At 61.1% G+C, this 18159-nt stretch carries 14 protein-coding genes and 1 CRISPR repeat array; of the genes, 8 read left to right on the top strand and 6 right to left on the bottom strand.

The window, feature by feature from the left end; all coding sequences use genetic code 11:
* Window positions 1–403 precede the first annotated feature (403 nt).
* The 7 genes from T31B1_RS06890 (at window position 404) to cas2 (ending at window position 8337) form a co-directional block, all read left to right on the top strand.
* Window positions 404–2635 carry a CRISPR-associated endonuclease Cas3'' gene (locus T31B1_RS06890; RefSeq protein ID WP_353248697.1) on the top strand — a complete coding sequence of 744 codons (2232 nt, stop codon included), beginning with the start codon at window positions 404–406 and terminating at the stop codon, window positions 2633–2635.
* A gap of 346 nt (window positions 2636–2981) precedes the next feature.
* Window positions 2982–3650 carry a type I-C CRISPR-associated protein Cas5c gene (cas5c, locus tag T31B1_RS06885; protein ID WP_353248773.1) on the top strand — a complete coding sequence of 223 codons (669 nt, stop codon included), beginning with the start codon at window positions 2982–2984 and terminating at the stop codon, window positions 3648–3650.
* On the top strand, window positions 3647–5446 hold the full coding sequence (cas8c, locus tag T31B1_RS06880; RefSeq protein WP_353248696.1) for a type I-C CRISPR-associated protein Cas8c/Csd1: 1800 nt from the start codon (window positions 3647–3649) through the stop codon (window positions 5444–5446). Before cas5c ends, cas8c begins: the two co-directional genes overlap by 4 nt.
* A 25-nt stretch (window positions 5447–5471) precedes the next feature.
* Complete coding sequence (gene cas7c, locus T31B1_RS06875) at window positions 5472–6353, top strand: type I-C CRISPR-associated protein Cas7/Csd2 (protein ID WP_353248695.1); 882 nt, start codon at window positions 5472–5474, stop codon at window positions 6351–6353.
* 9 nt (window positions 6354–6362) lie between these two features.
* Complete coding sequence (gene cas4, locus T31B1_RS06870; RefSeq protein ID WP_353248694.1) at window positions 6363–6992, top strand: CRISPR-associated protein Cas4; 630 nt, start codon at window positions 6363–6365, stop codon at window positions 6990–6992.
* Between the two features lie 3 nt (window positions 6993–6995).
* A complete protein-coding gene (gene cas1c / locus T31B1_RS06865) occupies window positions 6996–8036 on the top strand; it encodes a type I-C CRISPR-associated endonuclease Cas1c (RefSeq protein WP_353248693.1) in 1041 nt (346 codons plus the stop codon).
* A 10-nt stretch (window positions 8037–8046) separates the two neighbouring features.
* Entirely contained in the window at window positions 8047–8337 is a 291-nt protein-coding gene (cas2, locus tag T31B1_RS06860) for a CRISPR-associated endonuclease Cas2 (protein WP_353248692.1), read from the top strand.
* Window positions 8338–8534: 197 nt separating this feature from the next.
* Window positions 8535–9503: direct repeats of the CRISPR family, unit length 33 nt; unit sequence GTCGCGGCCCGCACGGGTCGCGTGGATCGAAAC.
* Window positions 9504–10060: 557 nt separating this feature from the next.
* Here the strand turns inward: cas2 and T31B1_RS06855 are convergent.
* The 6 genes from T31B1_RS06855 to T31B1_RS06830 form a co-directional block, all read right to left on the bottom strand.
* On the bottom strand, window positions 10061–10951 hold the full coding sequence (locus tag T31B1_RS06855; protein ID WP_353248691.1) for a dihydrodipicolinate synthase family protein: 891 nt from the start codon (window positions 10949–10951) through the stop codon (window positions 10061–10063).
* Between the two features lie 155 nt (window positions 10952–11106).
* Complete coding sequence (locus tag T31B1_RS06850; RefSeq protein WP_353248690.1) at window positions 11107–12750, bottom strand: AMP-binding protein; 1644 nt, start codon at window positions 12748–12750, stop codon at window positions 11107–11109.
* Between the two features lie 92 nt (window positions 12751–12842).
* Window positions 12843–14036: an acyl-CoA dehydrogenase family protein gene (locus tag T31B1_RS06845; RefSeq protein ID WP_353248689.1), complete on the bottom strand. Its 1194-nt coding sequence runs from the start codon at window positions 14034–14036 to the stop codon at window positions 12843–12845.
* Window positions 14037–14048: 12 nt separating this feature from the next.
* Window positions 14049–14828, bottom strand: a complete 780-nt coding sequence (locus tag T31B1_RS06840; protein ID WP_353248688.1) for an SDR family NAD(P)-dependent oxidoreductase — start codon at window positions 14826–14828, stop codon at window positions 14049–14051.
* A gap of 557 nt (window positions 14829–15385) precedes the next feature.
* The gene (locus tag T31B1_RS06835) at window positions 15386–16300 is read right to left on the bottom strand and encodes a LysR family transcriptional regulator (protein WP_353248687.1); all 915 of its coding nucleotides are present in this window, start codon (window positions 16298–16300) and stop codon (window positions 15386–15388) included.
* 90 nt (window positions 16301–16390) lie between these two features.
* Window positions 16391–17422: a putative solute-binding protein gene (locus tag T31B1_RS06830; protein ID WP_353248686.1), complete on the bottom strand. Its 1032-nt coding sequence runs from the start codon at window positions 17420–17422 to the stop codon at window positions 16391–16393.
* A gap of 234 nt (window positions 17423–17656) precedes the next feature.
* On the opposite strand from T31B1_RS06830, the gene T31B1_RS06825 reads away from it, so the two are divergent.
* Complete coding sequence (locus tag T31B1_RS06825) at window positions 17657–18151, top strand: flavodoxin family protein (protein ID WP_353248685.1); 495 nt, start codon at window positions 17657–17659, stop codon at window positions 18149–18151.
* Window positions 18152–18159 lie beyond the last annotated feature (8 nt).

Genomic DNA, 18159 nt, shown 5'->3' with positions numbered 1-18159 from the left:
AATCCTTCGGCTCGCCCCGACCCTTCTTTCAGTGGGCGAAGGTATGGGCGATGCATAACGCCATTGCGTCGTCACACTACCAATTCGGTTAGACACCCAAGCATAGGGGTGAGCAAATCATTTGAGAGTGTCCGACACGGCTCGACGCTTGCGGCAGCCCGCTCCACGTTCTGGATTGCTATCCGGTCGACTATATCTTTGGCGCGTAACGTCGCGGCAGCGTCCTAGACGCGATTTTCACGGCCCATCACCAGTCGGCGGCCAAATCAGATGATCGCGCCTGTGCGCGTAGCCCCACTGGCAAAATGTCACACTCACTGGTGAACAAAGAATGGCTCGCGGCCCCACGGGGCCTAGCGACGGCTAATAACTTGGTCTACTACAGCGATCAAGGACTACGCGCATGCACTACGCTCATTCCACTAAGTCAGACGATAAGAGTAATTGGCAGAAGCTTTCCGATCACGCTTATCGCGTCGCAGGACTGGCTACACGGCGTGCCGATAGGTTTGGCTGCGGAGCCTTCGCGGAAGTACTGGGGCTATTACATGATCTAGGTAAATACAGCGATGCATTTCAGGCCAGACTCAACGGAAGTAAGCAAACCGTTGATCACTCAACGGCTGGTGCAGTCGAGGCACAGCGGCGCTACGGCAAAAATCTTGGTACGTTGATGGCTTATGCCATCGCTGGTCATCACGCCGGCCTAGCCAATGGCCGCACGCCGGGCGCCCGGCGTGCGCTGATTGATCGACTGGCGGCCGATATTGAGCCGCTGAATCCTGCATGGTTACAGGAGATCTCGCTGACCGAGCTGGGAGCTCCCCCGTTAACGCTGGTTCGCGAGCGCGCATCTTTCCAGTACGCCTTCTTCTGTCGCATGCTTTTTTCATCGTTGGTCGACGCCGATTTCATTGAAACCGAGCAGTTCTACGCTACAACTGAAGACAAGCCGGTGGACCGCGGCGGTCGGCCGTCGCTGGTTTCGCTTCGCGATGAGTTGGACAGATACCTGAACAAATTGACGGGCACAGGCTCAGTGAATGAGCAACGCCGGCAGATACTTTCTCATGTGCGCGGTCAAGCACCGCAACAGCCCGGCCACTTCAGCCTCACGGTACCCACCGGCGGTGGCAAAACGCTGACCTCGTTGGCTTTCGCTTTGGATCATGCATCGACGCACGGTATGGATCGGGTGATCTACGTCATTCCGTTTACCAGCATCGTCGAGCAGAACGCAGCGGTCTTTCGTCAGGCGCTCGGAGCTTACGGACCCGAGGCCGTGCTCGAACACCATGGCTCATTTGATTCGCAAGCCGTGGATTCGCTCAGGCGCGGAGGCACAAAAACAGAAGACAAACTCAAACGCGATAGCCAAAACTGGGACGCGCCAGTCGTCGTGACCACTGCAGTGCAGTTCTTTGAGAGCTTGTTTGCTGCTAAGACATCGCGCTGCCGCAAGCTGCACAACATTGCGAATAGCGTTGTGGTGCTGGACGAAGCACAGACGCTACCGCTCGGATTACTACGTCCCAGTCTGGCGGCGCTCGACGAGCTACGCCTGAATTATCGAACCAGCGTGGTTTACTGCACAGCAACCCAGCCCGCATTGTCCGATTCGCACGGCGAAGCCCTGCCAGAAGCGCTTTGTGATGTGCGAGAACTAGCGCCCTCACCCGGCACGCTTTTTGAGTCATTCAAGCGCGTGCAAGTGCGTCATGTCGGGCCTTTAACCGACACAGAAGTCGTCGATCAACTCGCGCATAACGAGCAGGTGTTGTGCATCGTCAACAACCGGCGTCACGCGCGTTTCCTATTCGACGCCATTGCTGATCAGCCAGGCGCCCGTCACCTGACAACCGTGATGTACGCGATTCATCGGAGTGCCGTGCTTGATGATATCCGCACACGCCTTCGAAGCGGCAAGCCCTGCCGAGTGATTGCCACGTCGCTGATCGAGGCCGGGGTCGACGTTGATTTCCCGCGTGTTCTCAGGGCTGAGGCTGGGCTCGATTCCATCGCTCAGGCCGCAGGGCGGTGTAACCGCGAAGGAACACGCGCATGCTCGGACAGCGAAGTGCTGGTGTTTGGCACAGCAAACGAAGACTGGGCACCGCCACCGGAACTCAAGGCATTTGCTCAGGTGATGGGTGAAATATTGCGCAACAACCCAGGCGCCGATCCGTTGTCGCCCGCGATCATGCAGCGCTACTTTGAAATGCTGTACTGGCAACAAGGCGCAATGGGATTGGACAAGCACGCCATTCTATCGTCGTTGAGTAACGCGCAGATCGATAGCCTGCCTTTTGAACAGATAGAAACCGATTATCGACTGATCGAAAATACGCAGCGCGCGATCATCATTCCCAGAGAACAAGCAGCGAAAGATGCGCTGCAAGCTTTATCTCATGCCGACAAAGTCGGCGGCATCGCACACCGTCTTCAACTCTTTACGGTGCAGGTACCTCGTCAGGGTTTCCGCGCGCTCGACGAAGTTGGGGCGCTTTCGACGATACGGCCGGAAGAATTCGGCGACGAATTCGTGGTTTTGGATAACCTCGATTTATATAACGAAAACAGCGGCCTGAACTGGGATAACCCGTCATTTATGCGCGCTGAGAATTTAATATTCTAGATCTAGTTCATTGAACCGCTTGTAGCCGTTCCAGGAAGCGCGCATGACAAGCACTCGGCCCTATTACGCTTTGGGTGACGAGGATGAGCAACAGCTCAGATGCTGTACAGGGCGATTACAACGTTCGCTTTAGTTCTCCGATGTGCGAGTTGTCGCTTCGATTCAAGCTCCCGCCGCGAACTGTACGGTCGCTTGTCGTCCTTGCGATTGTCGATTTCCTACCTATTTGGTAGATACACGCTGGACGTGGGTCGAAACAATGAGCTAGAACTAGTCGATAAAAGAAAAACGAGATGCGTTGCACATGAACGCATCTCGTCTAGTTAGCGCAATTGGGGGATTACACATGGGCTTTGGGGTCAAGCTGCATGTATGGGGCGATCGGGCATGTTTCACGCGGCCGGAGATGAAAGTCGAACGCGTGTCCTACGACGTAATTACGCCATCGGCTGCACGCGGCATCATCGAAGCTATTCATTGGAAGCCTGCGATCACCTGGGTGATCGATCGTATTCACGTACTCAAACCCATTCGTTTCGAATCGCTGCGCCGCAATGAGGTAGGAGACAAGATTCCTGCTCGGAATATCTCGTCCGCTCGCAATAAAGGGGATCTGTCGGAACTGAACTACACAGTAGAGGATGGCCGCCAGCAAAGAGCGACGACGCTGCTGCGGGACGTGGCCTATGTGATCGAGGCGCACTTCAATCTCACGCCGAAAGCCGGTAAAGACGACTCGGTCGGCAAGCATCTGGATACGTTTAACCGCCGGGCCAGACGCGGGCAGTGCTTTCATGCGCCGTGCCTAGGCGTACGTGAATTCCCCGCGGCGTTTGAGTTGCTCGAAACGAACAGCGCAGTCCCTGTGAGCTGTGACGCTCTCAAAGGAGAACGCGACCTCGGCTTCATGCTCCACGACATCGATTTTGCGAACGGCAATACCCCTTGTTATTACCGGGCGCATATGGTGGACGGCATCATTGCAGTACCGCCGTTCGAGCAGGCGCGGCAATGATTCTTGCCGCACTCAATCGTCTTTACGATCGGCTCGCTGAGCACGGCGAAGTGCCAAGCTTTGGCTACAGCGTCGAGAACATCAGCTTTGTGCTGATCATCGATCGCCAAGGACGCCCGATCGAGTTTTCTGATCTACGCCGCCAAGACGGCAATAAAGCGCGGCCGGCGGCGATGCGAGTGCCGACCAATCCGGAAATTTCACGCACGTCCGGTGTCTACGCCAATCCCCTGTGGGACAAGACATCTTACGCCATTGGCTGCTCCGCAAAGCCCAGCGCTCGAATGGCCAGCGAGCACCAGGCATTCACAGCGCGTCAGAAAGAACTCTTTGGCGCGACTGACGATGAGTCGCTGATAGCACTGCTTGCCTTCCTAGACCGATGGCATCCGGACCATGCTGCGGACCTGCCCGGTTACAGCGACGACGTATTGGATAGCAACGTTGTATTCCGTATTGACGGCTCGCGCGCTTATATACACGACGCACCCTCGGCACAGAAGACTTGGCAAGACTCGCTTGAAAGCGAACATGAAACATTGGCCCAGTGTCTGGTCACGGGCGAGCAAGCGCCGCTTGCTAGCGGGCATCCGCGTATTCGAGGTGTCGACGGCGCACAAACCTCTGGCGGTGCACTCATTTCATTCAACAGCAATGCGTATCTGTCGTATGGATTGAGCAAGGAAGCCACGGCAGGTTTGTCAAAACCTACCGTATTCGGCTACGCCACCGCACTTAATCATCTGTTAAGACGCGACGCTGATAATCGCCATCGCCTTCGTATCGGCGATACCACTACCGTGTTCTGGGCCGATGCGCGCGACGCAAAGGCGGCCGAGGCCGCCGAGGGTTTCTTTGCAGCAGCAAACGAGCCACCGAGCGACGAACAGGAAAACCAGCGTATTCATGATGTGCTCGTACAGATCGCCAAGGGTCGCCCGCTAGCGGATCTCTCGGCCGATATCGACCCAGACACGCGGATGTATGTGCTGGGGCTGGCCCCGAATGCGGCACGGCTATCGATTCGCTTCTGGTGTACCGAGCGCTTGGATACGCTCATGCAACGTTATGCCGATCACTGGCACGACCTTGCGCTCGACCCACCCGCCTGGGCTGGCATTGCACCGGCCGTGTGGCGGTTGGTCAACGCAACGGCACCCAGCCGCGATGGCAAGACCAAGAGCGACGACGTCTCGCCGTTGTTGGCCGGCGAGACCATGCGTTCGATTCTCAACGGTCAACGCTATCCACGCGCGCTGCTTACTCAGACTGTCATGCGCTTTCGCAACGACGGCGATATTGGTTCGCCATCGGCGACCGGCCGTATGCGCATCGCGCTATGCAAGGCGGTTCTGCAACGCGAAGCCCGTCTTGCCAACCCACACTCGCCCACATCCGAGATTGCCATGAGCCTTGACCGTGACTCGATCCACCCCGGCTATCTGCTGGGCCGCCTGTTTGCCGAACTGGAAAACGCACAACGCACAGCGCTCGGCCGCGTGAACGCATCAATTAAAGACCGCTACTTCGGCTCGGCTTCTGCAACGCCAGCCAGCGTATTCCCGATTCTGGTGCGTAACGCACAGCATCATCTATCCAACATCCGCAAAGGCGACAAGCCCGGACTCGCCGGCCTTATCGAGGGCGAGATCGGCCATATCGTTGATGGCCTCGGGGGAACATTTCCAAAACATCTGCGTATCGAGGACCAAGGCCGATTTGCCATCGGCTACTACCACCAGCGCGAAGCACGATTCGCCAAGAAAGCTGAAGAACCCGCATCAGCTGTCGTCTGAATAATTTAAAGTGCCAGGGGGATCCATGACCGCAATCAGCAATCGCTACGAGTTCGTTCTTCTTTTCGATGTTGCCAATGGCAACCCAAACGGTGACCCGGATGCGGGCAATCTGCCCCGGCTTGATCCTGAAACCAATCAGGGGCTGGTAACCGACGTCTGCCTAAAACGCAAAATTCGTAATTTTGTCGCACTGGATAAAGAAAAAGACGCCGGGTATGCGATCTATATGCAAGAGAAAGCGATCCTGAATAATCAGCATCGCAAGGCTTACGACGAGCAGAAACTGACGCCGGAAAAAGGCAAGCTACCTAAAGATAAGGAAAAGGCAGATCAGCTGACACGATTCATGTGCGAGAACTTTTTCGACGTCCGAACCTTCGGCGCAGTCATGACCACCGGCGTCAATGCCGGGCAGGTGCGCGGCCCGATCCAGATCGCGTTCGCACAGTCGATTGATCCGGTCGTACCGCTGGAAGTGTCGATCACCCGTATGGCCGTGACCACAGAAGCCGAAGCGGAAAAACAGAGCGGCGATAACCGGACGATGGGTCGCAAACACATTATCCCTTACGGCCTATATCGTGCCCACGGCTTCATCTCCGCGAAACTCGCTGAGCGCACCGGCTTTTCTGAAGACGATCTCGCGTTGTTCTGGCGGGCATTGATGAATATGTTCGAACACGACCGGTCTGCTGCTCGCGGCGAAATGGCCGCTCGTAGACTTATCGTGTTCAAACATGACAATGCCATGGGTAACGCACCGGCCCATTCGCTGTTCGATCGGGTGTGCGTGGCAAGACAAGACGGCCGAACAGACACACCTGCTCGTCGATACAGCGATTATCAAGTTACGATCAACCGCGAGGGCCTACCGAACGGCGTCACGGTTGAAGAGATGCTTTGAGCCGGCCCGTTGGAAGAAGAAGACATCATCGTTCCAATTTCTGCCCTGCAGCACTATCTGTATTGCGACCGGCAGTGCGCACTCATACATCTCGAGCGTATCTGGCAAGAAAATCGGCACACCGCTGAAGGGCGTGTACTACACGAACGCGCTGATCGGTATGGACACGAACAGCGCCGCGGCGTGCATACCGCAATGGCGCTTCCGCTGGCCTGCGAGCGACTTGGGCTGACAGGCTACGCGGATGTCGTGGAGTTTGAGCAGGGCGACACCGTGCGTATCGTGCGCCCGGTTGAATACAAGCGCGGACGTCCAAAAGCGCATCGGGCGGATGAGGTCCAGCTCTGTGCTCAGGCGCTTTGTCTTGAAGAAATGATGTCAGTAGATATCCCGGAAGGCGCTTTGTTTTACGGCCAGACGAAGCGCCGTAAACCAGTAGCCTTTGATCAAGCACTCCGACAACTCACCGAAGACATTGCTGCTGAGACACGCGCACTGATCAGACACGGCAAGACGCCGCGGGCCGTGTACGTCGCCAAAAAATGCAACGGCTGTTCATTGATCGATCACTGTCAGCCACAGGCCATGTCATCGCATGCGCCCGTGGCCCAGTGGCTTGCCGCCCAGCTCAGACACTGAATCGTGAGACGCCTACTCAATACGCTCTACGTGACGAGCGAAGGTGCTTGGCTGAAGATAGACGGCGCTAATATCGTCATGATGATCGAGAGCGAAGAGCGTGGCCGCATCCCAGCACACATGCTCGAATCGCTAGTCTGCTTCGGGCGTGTATTAGTGTCGCCGCCCTTGATGGCCTATTGCTGCGAGCAGGCCATCGCGATCAGCTATTTCACACCGAACGGCCGATTTCAGGCGCGTGTAGAAGGGCCCGTCTCTGGCAACGTGCTGCTGCGACGCACTCAATACCGCGCGACCGATGATCCCGAGCGATGCGTACCGATCATCCGGCATTTGCTGATCGGCAAGATACACAACCAACGCGCTGTCGCGCGCCGACAGCTGCGTGACCGCGGGGATCGGCTACACGACGCCGACCGCCGCGCACTCGAATCGACCGTCAAACGTCTGGAACGAATCGGCACACGTCTGCTCGAAACCTACGACGCGCAAGTGCTGCGTGGATTGGAGGGCGAAGCCGCGCAAAGTTATTTCGGTAGTTTCGCTGCGCTGATCAACAGCGAAGAAGACGAGTTTGTGTTCAGCGGGCGCAATCGCCGCCCGCCGCGCGATCGCGTCAACGCCCTACTGTCGTTTCTCTACACGTTGCTCACACACGATTGCCGATCGGCGTTGGAACAAACCGGGCTGGATTCGGCTGTGGGATTTCTCCACCGCGATCGACCGGGGCGCCCGAGTCTGGCGCTGGATCTCGCCGAGGAATTCCGGCCGATCCTGGCCGACCGGCTTGCGCTGACTCTTATCAATCGCCGTCAGATCAAGGCCAAGGACTTTTCTGTCGCCGAAAGTGGCGCGGTGTTGCTCAGTGACGATGCTCGCAAAACTGTATTGACGACGTATCAAGAGCGTAAACGCGAAGAGCTGACGCATCCTTTTCTAGGCGAAACAGCCCCACTGGGCCTGGTCCCAAGCCTTCAAGCGCAACTACTCGCACGCCACCTGCGGGGCGACCTCGACGCATACCCCCCATTTATCTGGCAATAGGCAACTCGCCATGATGGTACTGGTCAGTTACGACGTAAGCGTGGTCAGCGGAGATGGTCCGCGGAGACTGCGACGCGTAGGCAAAGCCTGCCTGGATTACGGCCAACGCGTGCAGTACTCAGTATTCGAAATAGAAGTTGAGCCGGATCAGTGGGTCAAACTGAAAAACCGGCTCTGCGATATCATTAACGCGGACACCGACAGTCTACGTTTCTATTTCCTCGGGCGAGAATGGCAGCGCCGCGTCGAACACATCGGCGCCAAACCGGTCCGTGACCTCAACGCGCCACTGATTCTCTGACGCGCTCCAAACGCTGGCTTTTGCGAACCCCAAGCGTACCTAGAATGCACGGGGTATTCGCGGCTCTTTAACAACCCAGTAAATCAGCTTGTTAATCCAGCATCGCCATTGCCCTTTTCTTGAAGTCGGGCAAAATGAACAACGTTCGCCGAAGTATCTGTATTCAGGCATTGAAAACAGTCGCTTGGACGATCGCTGTCGCGGCCCGCACGGGTCGCGTGGATCGAAACTCGGCATCGAAGAAACACTGATCGAGCCCCGCCTGTCGCGGCCCGCACGGGTCGCGTGGATCGAAACCTATTACCGCCAGCTGGGCGACGGCGGCACGCGCGTCGCGGCCCGCACGGGTCGCGTGGATCGAAACTCAATCGGAGCGTTTTTAAATACATCGCCTGTCAGTCGCGGCCCGCACGGGTCGCGTGGATCGAAACCGACTAGAGCCTGCAAATAGATAAGCGGCAAACGTCGCGGCCCGCACGGGTCGCGTGGATCGAAACTACGAGACGCTGCGGGAGGACCTCGGGTCCTCCTGTCGCGGCCCGCACGGGTCGCGTGGATCGAAACCAATATCCAGGCTTTCGAGCGGATCGCATACGCGTCGCGGCCCGCACGGGTCGCGTGGATCGAAACTCGCGCTCGCCGTCGATCTCGGCCGCGATCTCGCGTCGCGGCCCGCACGGGTCGCGTGGATCGAAACCCAGAGCTATATCCAGAGCCGCAGCGGTGAGATGGTCGCGGCCCGCACGGGTCGCGTGGATCGAAACGACTACGAGCGCTGGGCCAGCGAGATCCCGGCCGGTCGCGGCCCGCACGGGTCGCGTGGATCGAAACACGTCTAATGAAACGGACTTTATGCATACCAAAAGTCGCGGCCCGCACGGGTCGCGTGGATCGAAACCCGGTCCCCGCTTGGTCATTCAGGGGCGCATTCGCGTCGCGGCCCGCACGGGTCGCGTGGATCGAAACGATGATAATGCGCGAGTGCTGACGTTCAACAAAAGTCGCGGCCCGCACGGGTCGCGTGGATCGAAACCACGGCATCGCCGCTGGCCTGGAGGTGCCGTACGGTCGCGGCCCGCACGGGTCGCGTGGATCGAAACCCGTGACGGAGCCGGGCGATCCGGTGCGGGTGAGTCGCGGCCCGCACGGGTCGCGTGGATCGAAACATCACCGGCCCCCGCATTCGCGAATGGGGTTTCGTCGCGGCCCGCACGGGTCACCTGTCGACTGGCGGCGGCCCGATGGCCGACTACTTGTCGCGGCCCGCACGGGTCGCGTGGATCGAAACCTGTAGCGATTGCAGCGCTTCCCGCCACTCCTTGTCGCGGCCCGCACGGGTCGCGTGGATCGCAACACCGACCGTCATCTGACGCTGAACCAGATCGCGGCGTCGCGGCCCGCATGGGCCGCGTGGATTGAAACGCCACGTGGCTGGCCGCCTCGAGAGGCCACGTGGATCAGACCAGCTCGACGGTGCACGCATCAATGTCAAGCAGGGATAGCGGTTTGCACTGATCACTTTTTTCGACACACCGATGACATGCAAAGAAATGCCGCTTCGGTGAATGCGTGCAGAAAACACCATTCAGGAGGTTTTTTATGACCAACTCCGCTTGCTAACACCTACCCAGTTCAATGAGCACCGAACTTCACGGCTGCCAATTTCACACGCCGGCGCAACGGGTTGCGGCCTGGATCCGGTCTTACCGGCCGATGGCGTTATTCAGCGCAGTTTCAGGCGCGTGATAACGTCCGCGAGGTCGTCGCTCGCCCGGCTCGGCAGCGGCGCGATCGGGCGCAACGGCGGGCGCGATGTATGGCCCAGCAGGCGGGCGGCTTCATGGGCCACCCGGTAGCTGCTATGGCGGCTACATAAGGCCCACAGCGGCTGCAAGGCCGCATCGAGACGACGTGCCTGCGTTGCGTTGCCCGCACGAGCCGCTCGCGCAAGTGCAAGACAACGCTCGGGAAAGACGCCGGCCATGGCCGAATACCACGCCTGTCCGCCGGCGATGAGGGCTTCGCAGGCCAGCGCATCGACGCTGTAGCCCACCGAGAACGAGGCCTCGACCTGTGCAGTCAGCGACGCATGGTAAGTCGCTGGATCGTGAGCCGGGGCCGGCGTCTTGATGGCTGCGATGTTCGGGTGGGCGCTGAGCTGGCCAACGAGCGCCGCGTGGAAATCGAAGCGCGTGGTCGTCGGGTTGTTATACAGACAGATCGGCCGTTCGGCGGCATTGGCAATGGCTTGCACGTGCGCGCGGACTTCGTCGTCGGTCAGCGGGATATACGATACCGGCGCCAACAGCAGCCCTTCGGCCCCGGCGGCCACCGCGTCTTCGGCCATACCCATGACCGTGTCGGTTCGCATGGCACCGATGCCGGCGATGACGGGCACCCGACCGTTCGCGATGGCTACCGCGATCTCGATCGCACGTCGGCGTTGCTCGCGGTTGAGATACACATACGAGCCGGTGCTGCCGAGCACGCCGATCGAATCCACGCCGGCCGTGATGAGCGGTTCGAGTACGCGCTGGAAGGCGTGTTCGTCGACCCGGGCGTGGGCGTCGGTCGGCGTGATGGGAAAGGCGGACAGTCCTTCGAACAGGCGCATAGCGTGATGCCGCTGGTTCATATGGGCCAATACGCGACCGGGAATGTGACCAGCCACGGTTGTGACTCTACCAGCCGCGCGAACGGTCCGGCCGAGCACACGCGCCGCGTGCTTGGGGCGCGCCGCGCGATGCCAGGTGCTGGATAGGGACGCCGCTAGTCGCGCGACTGCCGATCGGTGCTCGGTGCTTCGGCACGCTCGCGCAGCACGTTCTTTCGGATCTTGCCGGTGGCCGTCTTCGGCAGTTCGCCGAACACGATATGTTTGGGCGCCTTGAAATGCGCCATACGATCGCGGCAATAGGCGATCAGCGTGTCGGCGTCGACGGTTTCTTCCTGGTTGAGGGTGACAAACGCACAGGGCACCTCGCCCCACTTATCGTCCGGCCAGGCGACCACAGCGGCTTCGGCCACGGCATCGTGAGAGTAGAGCACGTCCTCGACTTCAAGGCTGGAAATGTTCTCGCCGCCCGAGATGATGATGTCCTTGGCGCGGTCCTTGATCTCGATATAACCGTCCGGATGGGTTACCGCCAGATCGCCGCTGTGGAACCAGCCGTCGGCGAATGCTTCCGACGTCTTGGACGGATTCTTAAGATACCCCGCCATGACTGTATTGCCGCGAATACAGATCTCGCCCAGCGTCTGGCCGTCGAACGGCACCGGTGTGCCGTCTTCGAGGCCGAGCACGGTGAAATCGTCGATGGCGAAGTTAGCTACGCCCTGTCGCGCCATGCGCCCGGCCAGCTCGTTGACGGACAACTCTCCCCAGGCCGGCTGCCAGACACACAGTGCCGACGGCCCGTAGGTTTCGGTGAGCCCGTAGAGATGGGTGATCTCGAAGCCGATCGCCTTGGCGCGCGAAATGACCGCGGCCGGGGGCGCGGCGCCGCCCAGGGCGAAATCCGCGCTTACGCTCAGCGTCAGCCCGCGCTTGGCGAAATCGGCCAACAGGCTGTTGAGCACGATCGGCGCGCCGCACAGATGCGTCACCCTACAGGTCTCCATGCGTTCGTGAATTCGATCGGTATCGATCGCCTCCAGACAGACATGGGTCCCCCCGGCGGCGGTCACCGCCCAGACATAGCCCCAGCCGTCGCAGTGGAACATGGGCAATGTCCACAGGTAGACCGAGTCGGCGGTCATGTTAAACGCCATGGCGTTGCTCATGGCCGCCAGATAGGCGCCGCGGTGATGGTAGACCACGCCCTTCGGATCGCCGGTAGTGCCGGAGGTGTAGAGCAGCGTCAACGGCGCCCATTCGTCGTTAGGTTTGTCCCATTCGAACGCCGAGTCGCCGTCGGTTATCAGGTCTTCATAGGGCTCGCCGTACAGTTCCCCGGTCGCGCCGTGGTGACTGCTGATCACGACCATGTCGGGCGGCGCATCAAGACGCGCCATCGCGGGACCGGCCTCTTTGCCGAAGGCGTGATCGCAGATCAGCAATTTCGCATCGCCGTGCTCGAGAATGAAGCCGATCGTGGCCGCGTCCAGACGCGTGTTGATCGGGTTGAGCACCGCGCCCAGCATCGGAACGGCATAACGCGCTTCGAGCATTTCATGCGTATTGCGGCACAGGATCGCCACCGTGTCTCCCGGGCCGATACCACGCTGGGCCAGCGCGTCGGCCAGGCGTCGACAACGCTCGTCGAACGCCCGGTAGGTCAACGTCATGTCGCGGTCGATCACCGCGGTCTTGTTGCCGTGGATATACGCCGAGCGTTTCAGAAAGGCCAGCGGCGTAAGCGCCGAATGATTGGCTGGATTGCGGGCCAGCGCTTCGTAATCGGCCTGTGCCATCGAGTCTGTCTCCGAAAGGCGGCTGGGCACGATCGGCACCCGCGCTTTATCGGTACGCGGTATGCCCTTGGCTCGTGCACTCAGCTGTTATTTCACCATGCCCAGAAGTCACGGCCCTCGGCCATCAGCGTGCGCGAGAACACCATCTTGTGCACTTCCGAGGCGCCGTCGACCAACCGGGCCTGCCGGGCATAGCGATAGATCCATTCCAGAACCGTGTCCTTGGAATAGCCGCGTGCCCCGTTGAGCTGGATGGCAGTATCCACGGCCTTGTGGAGCGTCTCGGAGACGTTGACCTTGGCCATCGATACTTCTTTCTTGGCAAAACTGCCCTGATCGAGCTTCCAGGCCGCGTGCATGGTCAGCAGCCGCCCGGTCTGGATCGCCATGGCCGCATCGCCCAGCATGTTCTGCACGCCTTCGCGATCGGCCAGGCGCACGCCGAAGGCTTCGCGCGTGTCGACATAGTCGGCGGCGATCTCCAGCGAGCGGCGCGCCAGGCCTAGCCAGCGCATGCAGTGGGTCAGCCGCGCCGTGCCCAGCCGGATCTGGGTGACCTTCAGACCGTCGCCCACCTCCATGAGGCGGTTGCGATCGGGAATCCGCAGGCCGTCGAAACGAATCTCGCAATGCCCGCCGTGTTCTTCGGGGCCCATGATCGGGATCCGGCGGATGATCTCCCAGCCCGGGTCGTCGGCATGGAACAAGAAGGCCGTTAGACCCTTGCGCGTGTCGTCCGAGGTGCGCGCAATGAGAATGAAATGCTTGGCCACGCCCGAACCGGTGATGTAATGCTTGTGACCGTTGATGATCCAGTCATCGCCGTCGCGGGTGGCCGTGGTCTTCATCACCGTCGGGTCGGAACCGGCGCCCGGCGGCGGCTCGGTCATGGCGAACGACGAGCGGACGTCGCCATCGACGATCGGCTGGAGAAACCATTCCTTCTGTGCCTCGGTGCCCACCTTCTCCAGCACGATCATGTTGCCGTCGTCCGGCGCGGCCGAGTTGAAACACACCGGCCCGAAGATCGAGCGGTTCATCTGCTCGTAACAGGCGGCCATGCCGACAATCGACAGGCCTTGGCCGCCGCGTGCCTTGGGCATCTGCAACGACCACAGACCCGCCTGTTTCACCTTGGCTTTCATGCGCTCGAGCAGCTCGGGCGCAATGTTCTCATGTTCATCGTAGCTGGCCGGATCGGCTTCCAGCGGAATGAGCTCGTCGTCCACGAATGCACGGATGCGTTCGCAGTAGTCTTGAATCTCGGGCGAGAGTTGAAAATCCATGGCAGGCGGCCCTTATAGAGAGGATTGCAGGTGGCCGCCATCGACCACGATGGTCGAGCCGGTCATGTAACGGCCAGCGTCGGAGGCCAGCAGAAGCAATGCGCCGGACAGGTCGTCGACCTCGCCCAGCCGCTGTTGCGGAATACGCTTGATCATCTTCTGCCCGGGTTCGGAATCGAAGAACGCGCGGTTCAGATCGGTCGCGATATAGCCCGGCGCGAGCGCGTTCACGCGGATGCCATAGCGCGCCCATTCCAGTGACAGGCTGCGCGTAAGCTGTTCCAGCCCGCCCTTGGACGCGGCATACGGCGCGACCATGCCGGCCACGCGATGGCCGAGAATGGAAGTGATATTGATCACGCTGCCCGGCGTCTCGGCGGCACGCAGACGCCGGGCGCATTCGGTCGCGACCCGCCAGCAGCCCGACAGATTGACCTCGATCGTGGTCAGCCAGTCGTTCTCGTCCATGTCGATGGCCTTTCCGGCCACGGCCACGCCCGCATTGCAGACCGCGATGTCCACCACGCCCAGCGCTTGCTCGGCGGTGTCGAACGCGTCCGCCACGGAAGCGGCATCGGTGACGTCCATGGGTGCGGCACAGGCGCGACCGCCCTGCTCGACAATGCGCTCGGCGACAGCCTGGAGCGGCGCTTCGCGACGGCCGCACAGCACCACGGCCGCACCTGCCTCGGCCAGCGTCATGGCAAAACTGGCGCCCAGGCCGGTCCCGGCGCCGGTCACCAGCGCAACGTGGCCGTTCAGGCTGAATCGATCGTTGGCTCGTTCGTTCATGTCATCTCCTTTGGCCGACAACATAGAACGAACGTTCGTTCATTACAACGGTTACAGGCAGTGGCGCGTGATTCGCCTGGCTTTGTGCTTTGGCCGGCCCGCGAATACACCGGCCGGCGCGGTCGAAAACCGCATGCCCGCACAAGCCACGGGTCAGCGCTGCCGCACGATGCGCGGCCGTGCCGGCCCCGTACGGCCGGGGCCTGTGCCGCAGCGCTCGTCATACTCGCTGCAACCGGTCGGCTTGTCTGTTCGCACGCCGGGAGGCCGCCCCGCGTCTAAGGTACGAAGTCGCCGGTGCGTGCCGGAACGTGCCCATGTACAGGACACCGTGCGAAAGGCCGGGCCGGTGCACAGGCCCGGCCTGTGGCGGTACATAGGGCAGCGCCGACCGAGCCGTCGCCACCGTGGTTGGCGGCGGCGTGCCCAATACGACGGCCTCTTCGGGACGCCGCCACCGGCCTGCGGAAGCTCAGCGGGCCGGGGGTGTGTCCGGCAGCGAGGCTGGCGTCGAACCCGGCATCACAAGCATGCCGGCACCCCGCGATGCAGCGGCATCAGAACGCTTCGCGCGCGATTGCCACGATACGCTCGCGTAGCCAGCGATGGGCGACATCGTGATGGTCGAGCGCGCCCCAGGCGATGCCGATATGAAACTCCGGCAGCTCCACCGGTGGCTCGAGCACGGCCAGGCCGAGATGCCGTGCCTGATAGCGGGCGATACGTGCAGGCAGCGCCACGATCATGTTGCTATTGGCGACCAGCTCGCGTGGAAGCTGGTAATGCCGAGTAAGCACGCTGATATCGCGAGCCAGGCCACGGTCGGCCAGCTCTTCGTCGATACGGCTCAGCCCGATGCCGGTCTGGGTGATCAGCACGTGTTTTTGTGACAGAAACGTCTCCAGCGTCAGCACGCCGTCGTTGGCCACCAGCGCCGGGTGATCCTTGCGGATCAGACAGGCCAGGCGATCGCTCCACAGCCGCTGCTGATGAAAATTGGCCGGCAGCTTGCCGAACCGGTTGACCAGAAAGTCCGCTTCGCCGCGTTCGATCTGGTCGATGGCGTCGCTGGATGCGGACAGGATATTGAGCGCGATATTGGGCGCCTCGGCCTCCAGCACGCTCACCACGCGCGGCATGAGCACGGACGCGGCATAGTCGGTGATCAGCACGGTGAACAGCCGCGTGGCCGTGGCGGGCTCGAAGGCACGGTTGGGGGCGATCGCGGCTTCCATCTGGGCCAGGGCGTTGCGAACCGGCCGGTGCAGCTGTTCGGCGCGCGCGGTCGGCTGCATGCCGCCGGCCGTGCGTACCAATACCGGGTCACCCAGCAGCGTACGCAGACGCCGAAGCGCGTTGCTCATCGCCGGCTGGCTGATATCCATGGCCTGGGCGGCCTTGGTCACGCTGCGCTCACGCAGCAGCGCGTCCAGAAAGACCAGCAGGTTCAGGTCGATATCCCTGATATTCATACGCAGAATGATAGTCCGAACGATATCGACTGTGATTATATCGGGTGCATGCGGCCGTTGGGCGACGTCGCTCGCGCGATGGCGGCGCGCTCAGTTCACCGCCCCGCCTTCCGAGTCGAGACTGCACTCGGCCAGGCCGCCGTCGCTGGCACAGCGGATCTTCTTCAACAGATGCTGCATGCGATGGTTGTACCAGCCCTGGTCCCAGAGCCGCTGACGAATCTCCCGCAGCATGCCGCGGTACTTGGTCTCGCGCTGGCCGTCGATGGGCACCCAGTAATGCTCGGGTATCTCACGGTCGGCCTGGCGGATACGCGGGATGACCCGATCCCAGGCGTTGTCCAACGCCCAGCGACGCGAGGCGGCCGGAAAGTCCGCAGGAAAACGATCGCGATGAACCACCATTTGCAACGACAGCATGCCGAGCACGAAATCGGCAACGCCCCCGGACTCGCCCAGCCCCTTGTACAACTCCAACGGTCGGTAGGCGATCGACGGGGCATAAGCCATATCGACACTGTGGTTGTTGAACAGCGGCCCGAAGCTGGCGATGGTCGCTGGCACCGGCGAAGCCCCCGCCACGTTGGCCACCACACGGGCCTGCCGGTCATAGCCGATGACCGCGACCTTCTTTCCCGCGGCCGCCTCGAGGCTGTCTAGAAAACGCTTGTCGCGCGAGAACAAAAACACCTTGCCGCCCGGCACGATACCCGCAATCTCGTAACCGTTCTCGTGCATCAGCGGCGCGGCCTTGTCGCTGGCCATCACCCGAATCGCGGTATGCAGCTGTTCGTAGGTCTGCAGCCCGCCAACCATGTCCAGGCTGCCGGCGAAATCGACGAACTGTTTGACACGAATGCCGGTCAGGCCCGCGGCGTCGCATCGCCCGGCCTTGAAATCGGAGGCCACGACCTCCTCGCTGGTATACGGGCGCAGATCGAAGACGACGCCATGGTCTCGCGCGAAGATCACATAGTCCTGGAACTGCTCGATGATCGGCCCGCTGGCACCCACCGGGTCATAGACACAGATCGTACGAGTAGCGGAATCGGCCCAGGCGGCATGGCCCACGAGGCAGAGCAGCCCGGTCGTGAGCATCCGGATCAAGCGGGGCGCAGGCATGGGGATCATCACTCGGCAAAACCTCCGGGCCAGAATACCCGGGTCGGGCGCGCGGACGCGATACCACCCGCCTGATAGGGCCGACACCACCCAACATCACCCCGTTACACGGACCGAAGCCGCGAACACGACCGGACAAACCGGCCACGCGACCGCCGCGCCGTCAGCTAAACCGGGACTGGTGACGCGACGACAGGCTGCGGCCGGTTGCGGTAGGGGCGGGTACCGATCACGATGATCTTCGGCCCGCTTGCTATCTGTTTCGTCATGCTCAAACTGCTGGTCGTCGCGCATGCACCCTCGCCCAATACCCGGCGCCTCGTCGACGCCGTGTTGCGCGGTGCCGGTCATCCGGATATCGGGCAGGTCGAGGCCGAATGGCGTGCACCACTGGATGCCGGACCCGAAGATGTACTCGCCGCCCAAGGGCTGATCCTGGGGACGCCCGAAAACCTTGGCTATATGAGCGGCGCGCTCAAGGACTTCTTCGACCGTATCTATTACCCCTGTCTCGATCACACCGACGCGCTGCCCTTTGCCTTCTATGTGCGCGCCGGCCACGACGGCACCGGCACGCGCCGCGGCATCGAGAGCATCACCGGCGGGCTGCGCTGGAAGGCGGTCCAGGAACCGCTGATCTGTCGCGGCCCCTTCGACCCGGCCTTCGAAACCCAGTGCGAAGAGCTGGGCTTGATGGTGGCGGCGGGCCTGGATAGCGGACTGTTCTAAACACGCTG

The organism is Salinisphaera sp. T31B1 (assembly GCF_040361275.1).
Classification (GTDB): Bacteria; Pseudomonadota; Gammaproteobacteria; order Nevskiales; family Salinisphaeraceae; genus Salinisphaera.
This window is presented reverse-complemented; position numbering and strand designations above follow the sequence as displayed.

Bases quoted from the DNA above. Each gene is read 5' to 3' on its own strand.
- cas2 (WP_353248692.1), top strand. From the start codon at position 8,047: ATGATGGTACTGGTCAGTTACGACGTAAGCGTGGTCAGCGGAGATGGT.
- T31B1_RS06845 (WP_353248689.1), bottom strand. From the start codon at position 14,036: ATGGATTTTCAACTCTCGCCCGAGATTCAAGACTACTGCGAACGCATC.
- T31B1_RS06840 (WP_353248688.1), bottom strand. From the start codon at position 14,828: ATGAACGAACGAGCCAACGATCGATTCAGCCTGAACGGCCACGTTGCG.
- T31B1_RS06835 (WP_353248687.1), bottom strand. From the start codon at position 16,300: ATGAATATCAGGGATATCGACCTGAACCTGCTGGTCTTTCTGGACGCG.
- T31B1_RS06825 (WP_353248685.1), top strand. From the start codon at position 17,657: ATGATCTTCGGCCCGCTTGCTATCTGTTTCGTCATGCTCAAACTGCTG.
- T31B1_RS06890 (WP_353248697.1), top strand. From the start codon at position 404: ATGCACTACGCTCATTCCACTAAGTCAGACGATAAGAGTAATTGGCAG.
- cas7c (WP_353248695.1), top strand. From the start codon at position 5,472: ATGACCGCAATCAGCAATCGCTACGAGTTCGTTCTTCTTTTCGATGTT.
- T31B1_RS06855 (WP_353248691.1), bottom strand. From the start codon at position 10,951: ATGCGCCTGTTCGAAGGACTGTCCGCCTTTCCCATCACGCCGACCGAC.
- cas5c (WP_353248773.1), top strand. From the start codon at position 2,982: ATGGGCTTTGGGGTCAAGCTGCATGTATGGGGCGATCGGGCATGTTTC.
- cas8c (WP_353248696.1), top strand. From the start codon at position 3,647: ATGATTCTTGCCGCACTCAATCGTCTTTACGATCGGCTCGCTGAGCAC.
- T31B1_RS06850 (WP_353248690.1), bottom strand. From the start codon at position 12,750: ATGGCACAGGCCGATTACGAAGCGCTGGCCCGCAATCCAGCCAATCAT.
- T31B1_RS06830 (WP_353248686.1), bottom strand. From the start codon at position 17,422: ATGCCTGCGCCCCGCTTGATCCGGATGCTCACGACCGGGCTGCTCTGC.